16 protein-coding genes are annotated in these 22,026 nt (G+C 38.1%); 13 read left to right on the top strand and 3 right to left on the bottom strand.

The features are described from left to right. The coding region (locus E1140_RS10240) for an ABC transporter ATP-binding protein (protein WP_155182758.1) at positions 1 to 1,692 on the bottom strand (1,692 nt) is incomplete at its 3' end. Positions 1,693 to 1,727: 35 nt separating this feature from the next. Next, positions 1,728 to 3,395: a hypothetical protein gene (locus E1140_RS10235; RefSeq protein WP_155182755.1), complete on the bottom strand. Its 1,668-nt coding sequence runs from the start codon at positions 3,393 to 3,395 to the stop codon at positions 1,728 to 1,730. A gap of 142 nt (positions 3,396 to 3,537) precedes the next feature. Between E1140_RS10235 and E1140_RS10230 the strand changes: the two genes are divergently transcribed. The 13 genes from E1140_RS10230 (at position 3,538) to E1140_RS10170 (ending at position 21,445) form a co-directional block, all read left to right on the top strand. Further along, the gene (locus E1140_RS10230; protein ID WP_155182752.1) at positions 3,538 to 3,780 is read left to right on the top strand and encodes a type B 50S ribosomal protein L31; all 243 of its coding nucleotides are present in this window, start codon (positions 3,538 to 3,540) and stop codon (positions 3,778 to 3,780) included. Positions 3,781 to 3,851: 71 nt separating this feature from the next. Next, positions 3,852 to 5,036 carry a GlmU family protein gene (locus E1140_RS10225; protein ID WP_155182749.1) on the top strand — a complete coding sequence of 395 codons (1,185 nt, stop codon included), beginning with the start codon at positions 3,852 to 3,854 and terminating at the stop codon, positions 5,034 to 5,036. A gap of 3 nt (positions 5,037 to 5,039) precedes the next feature. Beyond that, positions 5,040 to 6,158: a DNA polymerase III subunit gene (locus tag E1140_RS10220; RefSeq protein WP_155182746.1), complete on the top strand. Its 1,119-nt coding sequence runs from the start codon at positions 5,040 to 5,042 to the stop codon at positions 6,156 to 6,158. Beyond that, positions 6,159 to 7,088, top strand: coding sequence for a hydroxymethylbilane synthase (gene hemC / locus E1140_RS10215; protein ID WP_155182743.1), 930 nt, complete (start codon positions 6,159 to 6,161; stop codon positions 7,086 to 7,088). It abuts the gene before it with no gap. Next, entirely contained in the window at positions 7,085 to 7,966 is an 882-nt protein-coding gene (locus tag E1140_RS10210) for a peptidylprolyl isomerase (protein WP_155182741.1), read from the top strand. Before hemC ends, E1140_RS10210 begins: the two co-directional genes overlap by 4 nt. Next, positions 7,963 to 8,856: an SDR family oxidoreductase gene (locus E1140_RS10205; RefSeq protein ID WP_155182739.1), complete on the top strand. Its 894-nt coding sequence runs from the start codon at positions 7,963 to 7,965 to the stop codon at positions 8,854 to 8,856. The genes E1140_RS10210 and E1140_RS10205 overlap by 4 nt, the downstream gene beginning before the upstream one ends. Before the next feature lie 103 nt (positions 8,857 to 8,959). Continuing rightward, positions 8,960 to 9,634, top strand: a complete 675-nt coding sequence (locus E1140_RS10200) for an MCP four helix bundle domain-containing protein (protein WP_155182736.1) — start codon at positions 8,960 to 8,962, stop codon at positions 9,632 to 9,634. Between the two features lie 18 nt (positions 9,635 to 9,652). Next, the gene (locus E1140_RS10195) at positions 9,653 to 12,037 is read left to right on the top strand and encodes a penicillin acylase family protein (protein WP_155182733.1); all 2,385 of its coding nucleotides are present in this window, start codon (positions 9,653 to 9,655) and stop codon (positions 12,035 to 12,037) included. Positions 12,038 to 12,209: 172 nt separating this feature from the next. Next, entirely contained in the window at positions 12,210 to 16,223 is a 4,014-nt protein-coding gene (locus E1140_RS10190; RefSeq protein WP_185153522.1) for a CHAT domain-containing protein, read from the top strand. A gap of 18 nt (positions 16,224 to 16,241) precedes the next feature. Beyond that, positions 16,242 to 18,278, top strand: a complete 2,037-nt coding sequence (locus E1140_RS10185) for an OmpA family protein (protein ID WP_155182725.1) — start codon at positions 16,242 to 16,244, stop codon at positions 18,276 to 18,278. Then, the gene (locus E1140_RS10180) at positions 18,275 to 20,461 is read left to right on the top strand and encodes a hypothetical protein (RefSeq protein WP_155182724.1); all 2,187 of its coding nucleotides are present in this window, start codon (positions 18,275 to 18,277) and stop codon (positions 20,459 to 20,461) included. Before E1140_RS10185 ends, E1140_RS10180 begins: the two co-directional genes overlap by 4 nt. Positions 20,462 to 20,470: 9 nt before the next feature. After that, positions 20,471 to 20,902 carry a DUF2141 domain-containing protein gene (locus tag E1140_RS10175; RefSeq protein WP_155182721.1) on the top strand — a complete coding sequence of 144 codons (432 nt, stop codon included), beginning with the start codon at positions 20,471 to 20,473 and terminating at the stop codon, positions 20,900 to 20,902. Between the two features lie 18 nt (positions 20,903 to 20,920). Continuing rightward, positions 20,921 to 21,445 (top strand): GNAT family N-acetyltransferase, encoded by a 525-nt coding sequence (locus E1140_RS10170; protein ID WP_155182718.1) that lies wholly within the window; start codon positions 20,921 to 20,923, stop codon positions 21,443 to 21,445. 29 nt (positions 21,446 to 21,474) lie between these two features. On the opposite strand, the gene E1140_RS21470 is transcribed toward E1140_RS10170, so the two are convergent. Then, positions 21,475 to 22,026, bottom strand: a 552-nt coding sequence (locus E1140_RS21470; RefSeq protein WP_185153521.1) for a hypothetical protein, incomplete at its 5' end; no start/stop codon positions are given.

Genomic DNA, 22,026 nt, shown 5'->3' with positions numbered 1-22,026 from the left:
ATGTGCAATAACAATAGAAGTTCTGTTTTTCATCAGGTTGGCAAGTGCCTCCTGAACAAGCATTTCTGACTCTGAATCAAGCGCTGAAGTAGCCTCATCTAAAATCAGGATTGGTGGGTTTTTCAACACTGCTCTGGCAATACTAATTCTTTGTCGCTGGCCTCCGGAAAGCTTCATGCCACGCTCACCGATATTGGTCTGATAGCCATTTTCAAGCTCAATAATGAAGTTATGAGCATTGGCTATCTTGGCTGCATTAATCACATCTTCTTCGCTTGTATTCTCAAGACCAAAAGCGATGTTATTAAATATGGTATCGTTAAATAGTATCGACTCTTGAGTGACAATACCCATTTGTTTCCTCACAGAGTCAACATTACAATCCTTTAGTGAATGGCCATCAATTTTTATATCGCCACCAGTCACATCATAAAATCTTGGAATAAGATCAGCAAGTGTTGATTTTCCACCTCCAGACTGACCAACAAGTGCAATGGTTTTACCCTTCTGAATCTCAAGATCTATATTCCTTAGCACCTGGCTATCCTTGTCGTAAGAGAAAGAAACATTCTCAAACTTCAGGCTTTCATTGAAGCCATCAACTACATAAGCATTGGGTTTGTTCTGAATAGCAGGCACATTATCAATAATACTAAAAATTCGCTGCCCGGAAACAAGACCCTTCTGAACTCCTGAAAGTCCCTGAGAAAATGCTTTTGCAGGTGAAATAATCTGTGAGAAAATGGCCAGATAAGCAATAAACTCTCCTGCACTTAAATCTGATTGATTGTCGAGCACAAGAGAACCTCCAACCCATAGAATGATAGTTACAATGCCTATTCCTAAAAACTCAGATATAGGTGATCCTAACTCTTTTCTATAAGAATAGGATAAGTTGACTTTCCTGTAAAAGTTAGTCTCTGTATCTATTTTACTTTGCACATACTCGCGGGCATTAAATGCTTTTATAATACGCATGCCACCCAGCGTTTCATCAAGGATATTAACAATACGACCGAGAGACTCCTGGCTTTGAACCGCTTTCTTTTTAAGCTTCTTAACAATGTACCCTAATGCACCGCCCGCTGTCGGAAGTATTAAAAGTGTGAAAAATGTAAGCTTTGCCGAGATGCTAAATAGAGCAATGAAATAAACAATGATTGTGATCGGTTCTCTAAAAAGTGATTTAGGACTGCTAAGTATGGAGACCTCCACTTCCTGCACATCATTAGTAACTCTTGAAATCAGGTCACCTTTTCTCTCACTACTGAAAAAACCAAGGTGCATTTTGGATACCTTATTATAGACATCCATCCTAAGGTACTTTACCACATCAAGCCTGATGCGAGCACTTATAATAGCTGAGAGGTACCTGAATAAATTGGTAAATAAGACAGATATAAGAACGACAATACAAACAAAAATGAGTGCGTCCTTTTCGCCATACTGTTCAATTATAGTTGAGAACTGATAATTGAACATGTCTTTGATATATGAAATGCTTAACTCAAATGACTCTGGTTTAACAAAAGTCTGATCTGTTTCTTCCTTAAAAAGTACGGATAGCAATGGCCCAATTAGCGCCAGATTAAAAACACTAAAAATAGAGCTGAGTAAAACAAAAATAACATACTGCGGAACGAATAGACGCAGCTTTTTGGCATAACCAAAAATTCTTAAAAATATCTTCATAATTCTAAAATCGGCTGCAAGTTAGCTGTTAATGATTAAAACTCATTTAGCCTTTGAGGAATATTCCACCTTAACGAAAACGAGGTGAAATTGGTATCTTCCTCTGCCAATTCACTTTTCACTGATCTGTGAATAAGGGTTGCATCTATAAAAACATTATGTTTTAGCTGATAAGAAGCAGTAAAGTTGGCCATTAGAAGGTCAGTTGAAATGCCCTGTCCAATCTTATTTCCAAATGGTTGTTCTTTGGTATTATTGTTCAAAAGGATATTCCCTCCCCAATTTTCACCCTCTCCATCAGCACCATAATTAGCCGCAATGAGCTTGCCCGTTAGGTAAAGCTTTTTGATCGGCTGGTAACGAACTATGCCAACATATTCTTTAAAGTTAGCTCCCAGCGGGTGCGCTAATGGCTGTCGATAATGAGAATATTCGCCATACTGGCTGCTGTGCGAGTAAATGTAGGGCCTGGCAATATTTGCCTCAGCCTGCAGGTCCAGATTACTGATACCAAAGGCATCTATATATTCTCCCCCCAATTGAAAGGCGAATTTATTAGCCCACCAGCCATTGCCTTCTTTTATGTTTTCTAATAAGAACTCATCCAAGACCAACTGACCATATATAGAAATGCGTTTTGCTGCCAGCCACTTAAAATCAAGACCTAACAACACGTTATCAGAACTACCATTTTGTTGCTCAATAGCTCTATAGAAAATGATCGGGTTTAAGTATTTGAGCTCAGGATTGTTTCCAACAGAATCTGGTTTACTATAAATCACCGATTCAAAAATTCCAATATTGAGTTTCTTGCCAATATTCAATCCGAGATGATGAAAAGCCATGTATTTGTTAGGGTAGCCATCTGCTGCGGTTAATCCTCCGCTGTTGCCTTGAATATTGGCCGTCATTTGAGTAAAAAGATTAGTATAGTTGAGCTTCCAAACCTTTGTATTCATTCTAAGAAATAATGAGGCTGGTGCAAAATCAGATAAGATTAGCGACCTATAACCATTACCGACATTAAAGCGATCGTGGCCAAATTGCAATTCGATATGTTTAGTCGCATTAAAGTTGATATAGCCTCGTGCTGTAAAATAATCTACACCATCATCTTTAAAGCCTTTCCAGAAACCTTCATGTGGAACTACTAAATTATTACTGATGTAATTCCTGACATATTCAGGGCCTATAAATTGATTCTCACCAATGAATGAGTAGAAACCGACTTTCTTGTCAATCATTCCTCTTACTTCTACCCCTCTGGTGTTAATAAAAGTCTTAACATCAGAAGATGACTCCTGCCCAGCACCTAAGTATAGAACAGGATTTATATGTAAGTCAAAATCAGGTTCACTTACATGATAGAGATCGGACTTGGGTTTATAAAAATGCTTGAGAATTGGTTTGTAGCTCTCGTTTGAAATTTCAGACCATTCCCAGTTATCATTACTGAGGTAGGTTAGGTTAAACTTATCCACCTCAGAAAGAGACTCATCATTATTCTGAATTGAATCTGAAAATGTTGCAATATCCTTTCTTGAATATGCCTTTAAGGATGAGAAGAAATAAGGGTTAATTTCACCACTTCTAATCTCATAACGGTCGATCCAATGGTAATAATCTTCATTTAAGGGGGCATAACTACTCTGCGCCAGAGCTGCAGAACTCGAAAAAATTAAAAAAATAAGTGCTCTCTTCATACCTTAATTGATGTACGCTGCAAAATACGTAAATTTTGTGTTTATCTTTGTAGAATAAAGTTGATGAATGTTTTGCACTTAACTTGTAAATAATTAATTTTGTGCCTCTTTTGAGAAGATTGAAAAGAAAAGAACTAAGAAAATGAAAAAAGATATACATCCAGAATACAGAGAAGTAATTTTCCATGACACTTCAAGTGACGTTAAATTCATGACAAGATCAACTATAAGCACTAGTGAGACTATGGCTTGGGAAGATGGAAATGAATATCCTTTGGTAAAAGTGGAGGTTAGTTCTGCTTCTCACCCTTTTTACACTGGTAAAAAATTATTTGTTGATACTGCTGGTAGAGTAGAGAAATTCAACAAAAAATATAAAAAATAAAGATCGTAATAATTCGATTTTAAAAGTCTTCAAGATGAGCTTATCTTGAAGACTTTTTTATTTTTGTGGCCATGAACATTATTCTGTTTGATGAGCCTTCTATAAGGACTTCTCTCCTTCCACTTACATATACCAGACCTGTTGCGGCTTGTCGCGTTGGTATCATGACTATTGCTGAAAAATGGCAAAAGCATTTAAGCGGGACAATATCATATCTCACAGAAGATTACCTTACCAGAAAATTTGCATTAAATAAGACAGAGGATAATTACTATATCAATGGAGCGCTGTGTCCTGATGAAAAATTGATAGCGGCTGTTCAAAAATTGAATATAGGAGAAGGGATTGAGTTAAATGGACAGCTACTAATAGCTAGAACACCAGATCTCGAAGCAACAAAGGAAAGTTTAAAACTTACTACTTTTCCAAACGAAGTTACCTTAATAGACCAGCCCTGGAAGATCTTCAAACAGAATGCTGCCCAGATCAAGTCAGATTTTAAAGTAATAACCAAAGGCCGTACTTCAGCTTCAATAACAGATTTACATACTATAGTATACGGCAAAGAAAATATCTTCATTGAAGAGGGGGCTTCTATAAAGGCAGCTATTCTCAATGCCGAAAGTGGCCCTATATATATAGGCAAGAATGCGCAGGTTCATGAAGGCGCCATTATTAAAGGCTCTTTCGCTTTATGTGAAGGATCACATGTACAGATGGGAGCAAAAATTCGAGGCGATTCCACCATTGGGCCATATAGTAAAGCTGGTGGTGAAATCAGCAATTCGGTTATTTTCGGATATAGTAATAAAGGCCATGATGGCTTTATAGGAAATACTGTTTTAGGTGAATGGTGTAACCTTGGTGCTGATACCAATACTTCTAACCTGAAGAATAATTATGATCAGGTAAAGCTCTGGAGCTACGAAAAGGAAGGCTTTGTGAATACTGGTGAACAATTCTGTGGCCTTATCATGGGTGACCATTCGAAAAGCGGCATTAATACCATGTTTAATACAGGTACCGTAGTTGGAGTATCGGCTAATGTATTTGGTGCAGGCTTTCCAAGAAATTTTATCCCATCCTTTTCCTGGGGAGGTGTTTCCGGCCTAACTACCTTTAATATTAAAAAGGCCAATGAAGTGGCAGCGAGAGTACTAGAAAGAAGAAACCTGAAATATGATGAGGTAGAAGCAGGAATACTCCAGCATGTTTATGAAAACACATCATCATACAGAATTTGGGATAAAAAATAGGCTATGCTATTTAAAGATATAAAAGGGCTTGATGATGTAAAGGGAAGGTTGGTAAATGCACTTCAAAATGAGCAAGTAGCACATGCCCAGCTTTTTGTTGGTAAGCCAGGCAGCCCTAATCTGGCAATGGCGCTGGCTTACACCACCTATTTAAACTGTGAAAATAGAGGTGAAAATGATGCCTGTGGCACTTGTCCATCATGCTCTAAAAACGCCAAATTCATACATCCAGATGTTCATTATGTTTATCCTGTTAGCGCGACTAAAAATGTAAAGTCAGAGGAAGCTATCAGTGAAAAATTCATAAAAGAATGGCGCTCCTTTCTAACAGAAAGTCCATTCAGTGATCTTGATACCTGGAGGGATGCTTATGGAGGTGAGAACAAGCAAGTCAACATCTCTAAGAAAGAGAGTCGAGAAATTATTAAAAGCCTTTCCCTCAAGTCCTTTGAAGGAAAATACAAGGTCATGATCATTTGGCTGCCAGAGTTTATGCACCCAACTGCGGCCAATGGGATTCTCAAAATACTAGAAGAGCCTCCGGAGAAAACACTTTTCATATTGGTGAGCAATGACAAAGAAAGGCTACTAACTACTATTACTTCCAGAACGCAGATTGTTACCATACCTCAATTTGCCGATGAAGACATAAAGTCAATCCTTATTGAGACCAACGGTCTTGATGAAGCAAAAGCATCTCAGCTGGCTCATTTAGCAGATGGCGATTTAAACAATGCATTTAAGTTAGCGCAGCAAACTGAGAATGATAGCCACGATTTTTTTGCGAAGTGGATGCGAAGTTGCTTCAGTAGAAACTTCAGTGATTTGGTAAACATGGCAGATGAATTTCATGGGAGTAACAAGCTGTCGCAAAGGAGCTTGTTGAAATATGCACTCAACACTTTTAGGGAGTCATTATTGTATCAAAATGCACCTAACCTCAATAGGGTTAATGGCTCTGTTCTGGACTTCATCAAAAATTTTAGTAAAGTACTGCATCAATCGAAAATAGTGAAAATGTCTAATTTGATTGATGAGGCATATTATCATTTAGAAAGAAATGGCAGCCCAAAAATGATCTTCCTTGATCTATCCTTACACATAGCTGCAGAAATTAAGTAAATGGAGAAAATAAGAATTGGCACCAGAGGAAGTAAACTAGCATTATGGCAAGCTTACTATGTGGAAGAGAAATTAAAATTAGCTGGTCTCGATACTGAAATCATTACTATTGAGACAATTGGCGATAAGATTCTGGATGTTTCCATTGCAAAAATTGGTAGCAAAGGAGTATTCACTGAAGAGATAGAGGCAAAGCTTCTTGATGGCACTATAGACATTGCAGTGCACAGTGCAAAAGACATGCAGTCGGAATTGCCAGAACCTTTTGAGCTCATTGCCTTCACAGAACGGGAGAAGGTTAATGACGTGCTGGTGAGTGAAAAAGCAGATATTAATTTAGAAGATAAGGATTTAATTATCGGCACCTCTTCAACCAGAAGGGTTGCTATGTTAAAACACCTCTATCCACATATTAAAACTGTTCCTGTCAGAGGCAACCTACAGACAAGGATAGGAAAGATGAAGGATGGCGCTTGTGACGCACTTATGCTGGCCTATGCAGGCATGTTCAGAATGGGTTATGGAGATATGATTCGCCATGAGTTACCATTAGATCAATTCACTCCAGCTGTGGGGCAAGGCAGTGTTGCTATAGAATGCTCGACAAATCTTGATAGTGATAAAAAACAGGCCATACGCGAGGCACTCAATCACGAGCTGACAGAATACAGACTGCTTTGTGAAAGAGCATTTTTAAGAAAGCTCCAGGGTGGCTGCAGTATACCAGTATTTGGACTCGCCACTTTAAATAGTGATGAGATCACTTTTGAGGGGGGAATTGTAAGCCTTGATGGAAAAGAAATAATTAGAAAATCCGTGACTGGAAATAAAGATAAAGCTGAAGAATTAGGTAATAACCTGGCCGTTGAAGTACTTGAAGCTGGAGGAGATAAAATATTAAAAGAGATAAAAACAGAATTAGGAAAATGATAAAGGCGAATCAATTGATTTTTAAGAAAGTAGCGATCGTTCTACTATTTAGCATTTTTTACTCATGCGCAACAGATAAAGACTATCTGGTGACCATCAAAACAGAATATGGTGACATGCATGCCATCCTATACGATGAAACACCAAAGCATAAAGACAATTTCATTAAGTTGGCTCAAGAAGGATTTTATGACTCTACACTTTTTCACAGGGTAATGAAAGAATTTATGGTTCAGGGTGGTGACCCTAATTCTAAAGGCATCGCGCCTGGTGCAAGATTAGGTAATGGAGGTCCTGGTTATAATGTTCCTGCTGAGTTTAATAAGAAGTATTACCATGAAAAAGGCGCTTTGGCAGCAGCCAGACAGCCAGATCAGGTTAATCCAGAAAGAGAGTCTAGCGGAAGTCAGTTTTATATAGTTCAGGGCAAAGTATGGACTGAAGAAGAGTTGACTGTGGATATGCAAGCCCTTGGCAGAGCATGTCAGCAGATGTTACAACAACCAAGGTTTGATTCGTTAAGAACTGTATTGATTAACACCTATCAAACTGAAGGCCCTGAAGCCTATGGTAAAAAACTAGTCTCTTTAAAAGACATGGTAGAAAAAGAGATGCAGGTAAATGTAACCAAAGATATGGCTCCAGAAAGGCTAAAAGCTTACACCACCATTGGAGGAGCTCCTCATTTAGATGATGAATATACCGTATTTGGTAAGGTAATCGATGGATTGGAAGTTGTTGACAAAATTGCTGACAACGAAGTAGATAGAGCCAACAGGCCATTAGAAGATATAATAGTTACCATGTCAGTTGAAGAATTGCCGAAAAAGAAAATCACAAAACTCTACGGTTACGAATATCCTGAAGAAGAAAAATGAAAATACTGATCACAGGAAGTAATGGCTTACTGGGCCAGAAATTAATTAAACTCTTATGCGATAAAGATGTGAACATTATCGCCACATCAAGGGGTGTTAATAGACTTCCAAATGATGGTCAGTATCAATATGAATCTTTGGATATTGTCAACCGTCAGCAAGTAATTGATGTTATAGGCAAGCACAAACCCGATGTGATTATCAACACAGCTGCCATGACCAATGTTGATCAGTGTGAATCTGAAAAGGAAGCATGCTGGGATTTAAATGTGAATGCCGTTAAGTATCTGATAGAGGCCTGTACTTTCACAGGCACTCACCTACTCCATGTTTCTACAGATTTTATTTTTGACGGCAGTCATGGGCCTTTAACGGAACACGAAGAACCTAATCCTATTAGTTATTACGGTGAAAGCAAACTAGCTGCAGAAAAGCTGGTAATTGAAAGCCGAATCAAGTGGAGTATAGCACGCACGGTTCTGGTTTATGGAATAGCCCATGACATGAGCAGATCCAACATAGTACTTTGGGTAAAAAATAGCCTGGAAGCTGGAAAGGCGATCAATGTTGTAAATGACCAATGGCGCACGCCAACCTTAGCTGAAGATCTGGCGATGGGCTGTTATCTGATTGCTATACAAGCTGCTGAAGGCATTTATCATATTAGTGGTGAGGAAATGATGACCCCTTATGATATTGCCATTAAGACCGCAGCGTACTTTCAACTTGACAAGTCATTAATTAATGAAACGGATGGTTCAAAATTCACCCAGCCAGCCAAGAGACCGCCTAAAACTGGGTTCATTATTAACAAGGCAAAAAGTGAACTTGGGTATTCTCCAAAATCATTTGAAGAAGGCCTGAAGGTTCTGGCTTCACAATTGGACTAGCACACAGCCATCACCTTTCTTTGATTGGAAATGCTTATATTCACTCTAACCAGAGTAATGAAAATGTGCTACGCAATTTCTACGCTGATTTTAATGAAGAGCTATGAAAACTTTATATAATATCACCCTGACACACCGAATCAAGTTGGCAACCATTTTATCCACCTTCATGGTGATCATGATTGTTATAGACTACTGGCAAACTCAAAAGATTCAGAAGATTCATACTAATTTCAGTTCTATCTATTCGGACAGATTAGTGCCTGCTACAGAACTGCATTTCATAGCTAATCAGTTATATGATAAGCAAATGCTTTTTGGTCAAGTTAGTAATACACAACAGCCAAACAATGAATTGCTAGCCCAAATTAAGCTCAAAAACAATCTTATTGATTCGCTATTACACGAATATGAAAAAACATATTTTGTGGCTAAGGAACACCAATATTTAACTCGTTTCAAGCAAAACCTTTCCAACCAGAAGTCACTGGAAAATGAGATCATGGTAATGGATAAAGGTGAAGTCTTGCCTCATGAAATTCAGAACAAACAGCGCGCACTTTTTCTAGCATTAACCAGTGATATAAATGACCTGGCTAAGGTTCAGACCACTGTTGGGCAGGAGTTAATTTATGAATCAAATTTACAATTCGCGGTGTCACAACTAATCTTTAACCTGCGAATGATTCTTATTATCATAGTAGGTGTTTTTGCTTTTGTCCTGGCAAAGTCAGTAAAGATAAATAAGAACCTCAATCAAACTTTTCACTTGAACTAAATCACATTCTCAATAAGTATGAAAATATTTAAACGCATTATAATTGCTCTTTTAGTACTTGTACTTCTTGTTGCTGTTGGTGGCTACATCTACCTACAAACATTAAAGCCCTCCTATTCAGGTGAATTTAACCTCAACAACTTAAATGAGATTGTTGAAGTAAAATATGATACTTATGGCATTCCTCACATTGAAGCAAACAATGTGGAAGACGCTTATAGAGCATTAGGCTATGTGCATGCGCAGGACAGGCTCTGGCAAATGGAATTGATGCGTAGAATTGCCCCAGGAAGACTATCAGAAATGTTCGGTCCGGACCTTACAGAGACTGACAAATTCTTTAAAACAGTAGGTATCCATAGAGTAGCTGAAAAAGAAGCTGCTCGTTTTGACGCGATACCCAATGAAGAACTCAAGTCAGCGGTAAAAGCTTATATAGATGGCATTAACCAGTTCATGGACAATGGCCCCACTCCTGTTGAGTTTCTACTTCTTGGTTTAGAAAAGCAGCACTATACGATTGAAGATATTTATAATGTGATGGGGTACATCGCTTTCAGTTTTGCTGAGGCTCAAAAAAGTGACCCTATTGTTACCCAGATATATAAAAATTTGGGCGAAGAGTATATGCTCGATCTGGATATTATACCTACTGGAAAGACAGAAATGATCAAAAACCACCCAAGATCAGCAGTGCTGGATAGCCTGACAGCAAAGGTGAATTCTGTAATGAACAACCTGCCGGCTCCTGCATGGTTAGGAAGTAATAGTTGGGTGGTTAGCCCTGAAAAATCAGCAACGGGCGGTGTTATCTTTGCCAATGACCCGCATATGGGATTCAGTCAGCCCGGTGTATGGTTCGAGGCGCACATTAAGACTCCCACTTTTGAGAGGTATGGCTATCATGCAGCGCTAATTCCTTTTGCGCTGCTGCTACACAATAGAAACTATGCCATTGGTCTTACCATGTTCGAAAATGATGACATTGACTTTTATCAGGAGAAAACCAACCCGGAAAATGAAAATCAATACTTATACAATGACGCATGGAAAACCTACAGCACAAGACAAGAAACTATGAATGTAAAAGATGGTAAGCCAATAAATTTAACCATAAAAGAAACTGGTCACGGCCCTGTGATGAATGAAGTTGTGGGCACTCTCAGCGAAGACGACCCTGTTACTTTGTGGTGGGTTTATACACAACTGGAAAATGAATCTATGACCGCACTCTATGAGCTTAATCATAGCAAAGACATAGATGGAGCAAGATCTGGAGCTTCTAAAATCAAGGCTCCAGGGCTTAATGTTATGTATGGTGATAAGGAGGGAAATATTGCCTGGTGGGCATCAGCTAAACTTCACCTGACGGCAGATCATGTCAACAGAAACCTAATACTTGATGGCACTACAAGCAATGATGAACCTACAGAATGGTTGCCCTTTGAAGAAAATCCTCAGTCGGAAAACCCACCATGGAACTATGTTTATAGCACCAATAATCAGACTGATACGATTAAAGGAGGGCTCTATCCTGGATACTATGCTGGTGAAGACAGAGCCCAGCGATTAGTTGATCTTTTAGAGGCCAAAGAAAAGCTTTCAATAGACGATTACAAGAATATGCTATTAGATGGCCAATCGGATGTGGCTGTTAAAATCACCAAAACCTTCATAGAGCAAATTGATGCTGAAAGTGAATTGGAAGAAAAGGCTAAAAACATTCTTGCAGACTGGACGGGTAATCATGAAGTAGATGAAACAGCTCCGGTTATTTATCAAAAGATCCTTTTTCACTCTATGCGCCTAGCCATGGAGAACAAACTAGATTCAGGTCTTTTCGTTGGTTTTGTAAACTCACATCTGATGAAACGCACTTTTGATAGATTGATGCATAATGACAGTTCTAAGTGGTGGGATGACCCATCAACTGCAGAGGTTGAGTCAAGAAAAGATGTCTTTAACAAAGCCTTTGACATCTCATTGGAGGAACTAACAGCACAGCTAGGAGATATTAAAGACTGGAAATGGGGCAAAGTTCACACCTTTGAGCTGCCTCATGCTATGGGTAAAGTAGAAGCATTAAGACCTTATCTAAATGTTGGTACTTATGAGATGGATGCTAGTGACGCAGTATTGAATAAATTGGCCTTTCAAAGAAACGGCACTGGCGTTTACAATATAACCTCAGGCCCTTCATCCCGAAGGATTATCAACTTTGCTGATATTGAAAATTCTTTAAGTATTATACCTGCAGGACAAAGTGGAAATCCTTTGAGTCCGCACTACAAAGATCAGGTTGAAATGTATACACAGGGAAAATGGAGAAAGATGCTTATGAATCCTCAAGAGATAAGTGAAAAAACCATTAACAAGTTAACCTTAAAACCTGGAGAAAACTAGGCCTGAATCAACACCTAACACCCCTGATATATACCCACTTTAAGGTATTTGTACTTTGTAATAAAATGTTTAACTAAGCGCTTTAAAAGGTGTTTTTACAATCCCTTTATTTATAATTTGTTAACACAAGGATTATAAACTATCCATATATTTGATGTTTAAAACTCTTTGCATGCGGTCTCTAGTTGTAGCTTTTATCATTCTCTTAAATTTTTCCGTTGGCCATGCTCAGGATTGGCGAACTTTATATTCAGATGCACAGCAAGAATATAACAACGACAACCTCGCATCTGCACTTTTAAAAGCTAAAAATTGCCTTAAGAATTATCAAAGCCAGGATGGCACTTTCAATTCGAATTATGAAAGTATACTAAGGATGGCTTCAAATTTCAGCTATGAAGCTGGAGAATATGAAAGCGGATTAGAATACAGCCAAAAAGAACTGGATGTAAGAGACCAAATCGGTAATGTTGGTGATCTTGAGTATGCAGTGGCATTGTATAATAAAGGATCTTTTCTTGAAGTACTTAATAAACCCACCGAAGCTCTCCAGACTTTTGAAAGTGCCTTGAGCATCTTTCGGCAGTTTTATGAAAGTAATAACCCAACACTTGTTGAATGTGAATGGAAAATTGCAGCCAGTAATTACTCCTTAAAGAACACTGATAAGGCCTTTGAAATATATAATAGAACTATCAAGAGCTATGATATATCTGAAGGGTTGACCATGGATTATATCAATGCCATTTTCAGTTATTCTAATATTCTCATAGACAAGGCACAATATGACATTGCCTTTAACTATCTACTTGATCTTAAAGACATTTATGAACAGTTTGGAGATGGTGTTGAAGCTGATTTAGCTTTAATAAACACCAACAAGGGTCTATGTCTGCACAAGTCTGGCAAGTATGTAGAGGCAGAAGAAGCATATCTGGAAGCTGATAATTTGTACCGACTAATTAAAGAAGAGAACAGCTCAGCATATTATAGCATGATTAACCTGCGTGCTGTAAACTTTGAAAAACTGGGTGATACTAACAGAGCTGCTGAGCTTTTAGCAATGATAGGAGAAAGCGGAAATACTGAGATGCAGTCTTCAGCAAAGACAAATGAAGCTATGCTACTTATCCAGCAAGGTGATGTTGCTGGTGCTGACAAATTACTAACTGAGGCCCTGGCTGGCATTGACAAAACAACTGATACAAAAACTTATTTTGAAACTCTATTAGACCTTACTCAAGCCAAAATTCTCCTCAGTAAGTTAAATGAAGCAGAACCTCTTATTACAAAAGCAACATCTTTATACAGCCAGTTTAGCGCTGATGAACCACTGACTGCCAAATATTACTACATTCTAGCCGAATTTGAAGATCAGTCTGGCGATTGGACTAACTCTTATAAACACTATAATGAAGCCCTAGCTCTTCTGGAAAAGATTAATATTAGCAGCGGTCTATACTTAAATATTCTTGGCGCACTGGCGGTGCATTATCAGGAAACTGGAAATTATCAAAAATCAGAAGACTATATTAACAAGCAGCTGGCTATACTAACAAAGCTGGGACAAACCACTTCTATGCCTTATGCAACCATCCTCAACAATTTGGGCACGGTTAAGCAAAATCAAGCTGATTTTATAGCTGCCGCAAAGTATCTGGAAGATGTCGAGATTATAGTGGTTAAAGAAGTAGGAAAAAACAGTAAGGAGTATGCTGGCATTATTGAAAATCTAGCATTAACACTAACTCAGCTGGGTGAGTATTCGAAAGCAGAGGAGTTAATCAATGAATGTATCGTTATTCGCAAATCGCTTTTAGGTGAAGGTCACCCTCTCTATGCCAATGCCATTCAAAACCTGGGAAGAGTAAAGCAGTTCAAAGGCAAGTATCAGGAAGCCGAGCCTTTATTTGCAGAAGCAACAAAACTTAAAAAGGAACTTTTTGGTACCACTCACCCAGAATATGCCAATGCCTTGAATAATTCAGCACTTTTATTTCAAACCATGGGTAATTATGAAAAAGCTGAGCCCTTGTTCATTGAAGCCTCTGATATCTACCAGAAGAGGTACGGAGATCAGCACCCAGAATATGCTACCACTTTAGAAAACCTAGCAACACTTTACAAACTCAAAGGTCAGGATCAAAAAGCATTGACATTACTAGACAAAACATTAGCCATTGATAAAAACATCTATGGTGAAAACCACCCACGTTATGCCATAACCCTTCATAACCTTGCATCCATTTATAAAGACCTTGATCAGACAGAGCAAGCAAGAAGTCTATATGAACAAGCGCTTACAATTGATAAAAATGTGTACGGATCTCAGCATCCTGCTTATGCCTCAACACTCTACAATTTAGCGGTATTAAACCAGCAACTTAGCAGGTTTGATGACGCTGAAACTAACTTCAAAGAGTGTCTTGAAATTAGAAAATCAATATTGGGCGAAAACCATCCTGATTATGCTTACTCATTATATGGCCTGGCGGGATTGTATCATGCTGTAAGAAAATACGATCAGGCCAAAAGCTATTATGATCAGGTAATAGTAAACTACCTACAGCAGATCAAAGATTTCTTTCCCTCCTTAAGTGAAAATGAGAAAGGTGCATTCTATGCGAAAATAAAACCTGTGCTTGAGTCTTATCAGGACTTCTGTGTTGAATACGCATTAAGCGGAATACCTAATTCCAAAAATATAATAGGCGAGCTTTTCAATCTACAATTAAGTACCAAGGCCTTATTGCTTCATTCGTCTAACAAAGTAAGAAATAGAATATTCGATAGCGGTAATTCTGAATTAATCAATGAATATGTTTCTTGGACAGAATCTAAAGAAAAGCTTTCAAAATTTCTCGCTTATTCTGATGAGCAGCTTGCAGAGCAGAATATCAATATCACTAATCTGGCCAATGAAATCAACAATTTAGAGAAGTCATTATCTCAAAAATCAGAATTATTTGCTGGTGATGTTGAACAGAAAAGCTACACCTGGAAGGATGTTCAAAATGTCCTAAAAGAACAGGAAGCAGCTTTGGAGATTATTAGAATCAAAAAGCGATACATTCCTGATTCTGTAATGTATGTAGCTTTAATTGTAAAAAAGACCTCTGCTGAAGCTCCTGAAATGGTGATACTAAAAGATGGCTTGAGACTTGAAAAAAGATATTTCAACTACTACAGAAATGCCATCAAGTTTGCTGTTGGAGATGATCGGTCGTTCGAAGAATTTTGGAAGCCTGTGGATGATCATCTAGACAATATGGAACAGGTGTTTGCTTCTACGGATGGGATCTTCAACAAGATCAACATTAACACGCTTTGGAATACAAAGATTGAAAAATATGTGATTGATGAGTATAACGTCAGGAATATCAGCAATACCAAAGAGATTGTGCAAACCAACACTCAGCCTGTAGGAATCAACAATACAGCGGAAGTCTTTGGTAATCCTGATTTTAATTTGAGCTTGGCTGACGTTCAAAGTAATAGTTCTACCACAACAAGGGCAAGTGAGTTTGGCTTTACAGATGAAATACCAGACCTTCCGGGCACTAAGGTAGAAGTGAATAAACTAAGTGAGCTATTAGCTCAGGAGCAGTGGAAGACTAATCTGTATTTAAGAGAAGAGGCTAACGAAAAGAAAATCAAAGCGATTAGCCCACCAAAATTATTGCATGTGGCCACTCACGGCTTCTTTAAAAGTGATGTGGAATTTGAGCAAAATGAAAGCTACGACAATGGATTCAATCATGTAGAAAAGAACCCACTGTTTAGATCGGGTCTGCTTTTAGCTGGGTCGGCAAAATCCGCCAACGTAAGCAATTCTTTTGATGAAGAAGATGGTGTTCTCACTGCTTATGAGGCCATGAACCTTAACCTTGACAACACCGAGCTTGTAGTACTTTCAGCTTGCGAAACAGGTATTGGTGAAGTAAGAAATGGTGAAGGAGTCTATGGCTTGCAGCGCTCATTTATGGTGGCAGGTGCTAAATCTGTGATTATGAGTTTATGGCAAGTTGATGACAATACCACCCAACAACTGATGATCAATTTTTATAAAAACTGGCTTTCAGGAAAGGATAAATTTGAGTCATTTAAGTTGGCACAACGCGAGCTTAAATCTGAATATGCGGATCCATTTCACTGGGGAGCTTTTATAATATTAGGTACTGAATAATTGAGGAATTTGTAAGACATGTTTATAAAGTCATATCTAACATCAATTTTATTAACCTTCATTTTTGTTTCAGCTTTTGGGCAAGATCAGCCCATTGTAGATGAGAACTCATCAAAAAAAATTATCCCTAACCTGAGTGATCCACAGGCGGTCGAGTACGCCCCATCCATCTCAGCTGATGGTAAAACGATGATTTTTGAGGCAAACAAAGGAGGAAGTTATAAGCTATATGAATCTAAACTTGTAAATGGCGACTGGGAAATACCCACACCCATTGAAAATGTAAATAACTATGGTGACTCTACAGATTTGATTGGTGGGCCTAGCATCAGTTTTGATGGAAATACGCTCTATTTCTTTGCGACCATTGGTTTCGGAAATAGTGCCGATATATACTATTCAACAAGAGAAAAAACAGGCTGGAGTGTTCCTGAAAGTATTGGTGCACCAATAAACTCTGATGGTTATGAAGCTTTTCCGTCCATCTCGGCAGATGGTCAATTCTTGTATTTTGTACGTCAGAATGTTGAAGGCCCGCAAGACCGCGATTTAAGAAAGTTGGATCAGTTTTGTTACTCCATTTATCAATCTGAAAGGAAGGAGGATGGAACCTGGGGAGAACCCAAGAAGCTACCCTACCCTATTAATCAGGATTGTGAAAAGGCGCCAAGAATTATGGCCGATGGTAAGACTTTGATCTTTTCATCCAATAGACCAGGAGGGTTAGGTGACTTTGATATGTATCAATCCACACTTAAACCGTTAGGCGATTGGTCAATACCTGTGCCTTTAAATTTCGCTAACTCAGAGTTTAGTGATCAGCTGCCCACTATTGCAGCACAGGGTGATTTAATGTATTTTGTTTATAACAATCAGGACATCTATTCAGTAGTTATCCCTCCCGAGCTAAGGCAGTTTGTCAACAATATAGTTCAGGGCAAAATAACAGACGCAGATACAAATGAAGGTATTGCTGCCAAGATCATTATCAGGGATGCCTTAACCTCTAATATCATTTCTGAAATAGACAATAACCCTGAAGATGGTGCTTATACTGTGGTACTGGCTGCAGGCAAGTATTACAACCTTGAAGTGATTAAAGATGGGTATTCAAGCTTTATTAAGTCTTATGACCTCAGAAATGTTAAAACCTATCAGGAACAACAACAGGACATAGAGCTTTTTCAAAATGTATTTCTGGATGTATCTGTAAGTGATATCGAGTTATTTGAGGGGATTGAAGCTGACATTGAAGTGAAGAGAGATGGCGCGGGAGCATTTTATAAGAAAGTAAAAACCATACTTCCTAATGGCACAATTCAAATTGCCTTACCCATCGGTTCGCACTATGAGTTTTATGTATCAGTACCTAATTTTAAAAGTGATCTCTTCTCTTTGGATCTGACGGGCCTGGTGTTATACCGAAACTTTGAAAAGGAGTTGCCGCTCTCCCCTGAGAAAAAGCAGGTAATGATCAACGTTTCTGATTTAGTGAACAACTCAAAAGTTAAATCCAAAATCATTCTTAGAAACAAAGACCGTGACGAGCGCATAGAGGTGGATGGCAATAGTATGGTCTCATTAAGAGTTGGCGACAGGTATGAGATAGAAGCTACCAGTGATCAGGGTTATGCCTTTAACTCTACCAATCTTGAAGTAGGTAAAAATGGAGATACAAATGTGAGCTTAAAGCTCTTAAAGCTGGATATAAATGCAAAACTTGAACTGAAGGAAATCTTATTTGAGTCTAACTCCGCTAACCTATCAGACATCTCATTTATTGAATTGGAAAGGGTTATTCAATTGATGAAAGAAAACCCAACCTTAAAAGTTGAAATAGCTGCGCATACTGACGATGTGGGCTCAGATAACTATAACATGCAACTCTCAGACAAACGCGCTGATAGTGTGGTTAAGTTTCTGATGGAAAATAAGATAGATCCGGATCGCTTCGTGGCCAAAGGTTACGGAGAATCACTACCAAAAGTGGCAAATGATTCTGAAGAAAACAGAGCATCAAACAGACGTGTTGAACTTAGAGTATTAGGAATATGAAAAAGTTAATCACTCCCCTACTTTTAATATTGAGCATGAACCTAAGCTATGCTCAAAAATATAAAGACGTGTTCCCACAGCTGCTAAAAGCATCAGACACAGAGGCTTTGTCTATCATAAAATCTTATATGATTGATGATTTGGATCACCCAAATTCTAACCTACGGTTGGCACTTATCTATGAAAAAAGGTATAAGGCCTGCAATCCTATAACAGAATTCGAAAAGGCCATAGCCAATGCCAGTGAAGCCAAATTAAGGTTTGGAAAAAGTGCAGCTGTTGTTACAGAAAAAGAGGTTAACAAGAACACAGGCTATTATTCAGATTTCGCAACTGGCTATGACAATAAAGGTAGGCCAATTGTAGAATATAATACAGTAACTACCAAAATCAGAACGGCCTATGATTCCGCAGCAAAGTTTACCGAACACATGCCCATCATATACGAATACTTCACTAAAAGTGTGAATTTTCATGACAATGCCATTAAAGCCTTTAATGAAATAAACGGGCAGTTTGGTAGCAGAGATAAGCTTTTACTCATGTACGATACAGACCTAAAAGCAAAGCTGCAACAAATGATAAGTGATTATGATTCAAGTATTATCTACCTAGATAAATATCTTGAAACAGGAAAATCCTTTGATAAAGATGAGTTTAACCAAAGTTATAGCATCAAGAAAATTGATACTTATAGATTACAAGGGCTCCTTACCAGTCCGAGTTTCCTAGTAGATAAGATAGAAATCTGGGATTATAAATCCTGGGCCCAAAACGCAATTGATGAAGCCAGCAATGAGGTAGCCAGTCTTCGGACTGAACTGAACATGGCGGAACTATCTATCAACAATTCATTGAAGAAATTGAGCCCGTTGGCCTTAGGCCCTGAGTACAATCCATATAAAGTTGACAGCAAACTGATTTTTAGTTTGGTTAAATACGATAATCAATCATTGCCAGTGGCTTCGCTAAAATACAAGCAGTTTAAGCAAGACCTTATTCACCAGTTGGCACTTGTCAATGATCGGGATACTAGTGCTAATGACTTATACCTTGTTCATCTAGGTGAATTGATCTACAAATCGCGTGAAGCAGATAGTCTTTTGCTCATCACTAAAAACAGGTTGACTACAGAAAATATAAATAAATACCCTTCATATTTCAGAACACATTATAATGGTGAAGATGGAATGAATCAATTTATATCAGCAGAACAAAAACTCATTAAAGATGCCGCTGACAAAGCCGTATCAGAGATGAAGATAAATATTAAGAAAAATGAGAAGGTAATAGGAGCTGAGTTTGTGACCTATAGAAACCTTAAAATTCCGACAAAGGCAAAACCCATAAATGGGGACTCTGTTTCAACAAGTATTATCACAACACACACTGAATTAAGCACGGATGGCAGCCACTATTTTGTAGGCTTAAATAAAATGAATCGTAAGCCCGGACATACCAATGTATTTGTTGCAAAGACCGATGAAAAGCTTAAGGTTAAATGGTATAAGGAATTTTCAATGACAGAAGATAGTGCCACTCCTAATATTAACGACATTGGAGATATTGCCATTACTCCTGAAGGCTGTGCCATCCTGGTGCGATCAAAGAATGAAGTAGGCATTAAAAACGCTCTTCTTTATCTGAATGAAAATGGTGAGGAGATATTCAACAAGGAATTAGACACCTCATGGTTTCCAAGGCAGATGCAATATGTAGAGTCTAAAAATGCGTTCATATTCGCTCATAAAGGAGCTTCTTTTATTCAGAATTATAAAGAACAGCAAGAAACCAACCTGACCAGCATTAACATTTTAGGCGATATCTTATGGTCACAGACATTCAATTTTACAGGCAATATTGTTGACCTTGTAAATTTGGGTAGAGGCTTCTTGTTAGTTGGTAATTATGCTGAGTTGAAAGACACAGAAGGCAAGACCTTTAGAACAAGGATAAATACTGGACAGACCAATGCTTTTGCTGCCAGGTTTGCCAATGACGGTAGCCTTGTAGCAGTAACTCCCGTAGAATCAAACAATAATTACTACATTGACAGAGTTATTAAAATAAATGATAAGATTATAAATTTACTGGGTAAGAAGGGTTCTCTTGAAATACCTGAAAGAGACGATGTTCATATTATCATCAATCAAAGCCCTGAAGTATTGAATGTAGAATTGTAAATTACAATCATGAAGTTTACACTATCTGTTTTTCTGGTTTTTTTATTGGCTATGACGTCCTTTAAGGCGGCTGATACAAGTCAGCTGGTGGTAGTTATTGATGACATCAGAGATGCTGAGGGTGAGATAATATTTGCAGTTTTTAACAATGAACAAGACTTCCTTCAAAAGGAATATACAAGTCAAAAAGTGAAAGTCGGTGAAGATGGAAAGGTAGTAGCCATCTTTAATGACTTGCCCAAAGGCAATTATTCGGTAAGTGTAATTCATGACAAGAACCTCAATGGCAAGCTTGATAAAAACTTTATTGGTATACCCACAGAAGGTTTCGGTTTCTCTAATAACAAAATGGGAAGGTTTGGCCCACCAAGTTTCAAGGATTGTGAAATTGAGTTAGTTCAATCTAAAGTAGAAATTAACATTAAGCTTAAGCATATTTGATTAAACGGTTATTAGATTATGACTAATAACACCATTCATATTTTTCAGGCTACAGAAGAGCATCTTAATATCCTTGTAGATCTAGGTAGGACTACATTTGTGCAGACCTACGCCAAGGATAACTCTGTGGACAATATGATTGATTATCTGGATGCCCACTTTAATCTTAAACAGATCAAGTCTGAACTTCGTAACTCTAACTCCTTCTTTTACCTGGCAGAAAAGGATAATGAGTATGTTGGTTTTCTTAAACTAAATACCGGTGATGCCCAGACCGAAGAAACTGAAACAACGGCCTTTGAAGTGGAGAGAATTTACGTTTTAAAGAAATTTCAAGGACAGCGCATTGGTAAGTTATTTATGGATAAAGCCATTGAAGTAGCCGAGGCACATCATGCACCTTTCGTATGGCTGGGTGTATGGGAAGAGAACCCAAACGCCATTGCCTTTTATAAAAAGTGTGGCTTTAACCCTTTTGGCACCCACACCTTCACTATTGGCGATGATGACCAGACTGATATTATGATGAAGTTGGAGATTTAGTTGCTAAGTATTTAGGGCACCAATATTAACTATAGCCTCTCCAAAATTTCCATATTTAACTTATAATTTGCGGTTACAATTTGAGTCTCGCCATTAATTATAAACTTACCTTGCAATTCACCAGAGCAGTTGAAAAGAGACCTATTGTAAGGATGAAGACTTAATTCATCTTCTCCAATCTGAACCTCATAAGATTGGAGAAGCTCAGCATCTGTTATTAAATTATATGACTCATTATCATCCCCAGAGGCCTCAAAAAAATCTTTGCAATAATTAAATATGCTAAAAGCTGCACTTACCGGAGGAGGGACATCATTCTGCAAATTTGCCAAAGACTGCCTTTGTAACAATGGAGTTTTTACCCCTACATTGTTGATAAGCACTTCTGGAGTAGCAGGTGATACTATGTTAATTTCAAAAAATGCATTTTCAGTAGTAGAAATAATGTTTGTGGCCTCTGAATTCCAAACAAAACCAGAAGGACTGAAATCAATTTGATTTTCTTCAAAGCTATATTCATTTCCCATAAATTGAATATCAACATGGCAATCATTGCAATAGGAGTATTCTATCTTAGCAAA

It is taken from the genome of Fulvivirga lutimaris (genome assembly GCF_009711525.1).
Taxonomy (GTDB): domain Bacteria; phylum Bacteroidota; class Bacteroidia; order Cytophagales; family Cyclobacteriaceae; genus Fulvivirga; species Fulvivirga lutimaris.
Note: the sequence above shows the minus strand (reverse complement) of the source record. Positions and strands in the feature narration are given on the sequence as shown.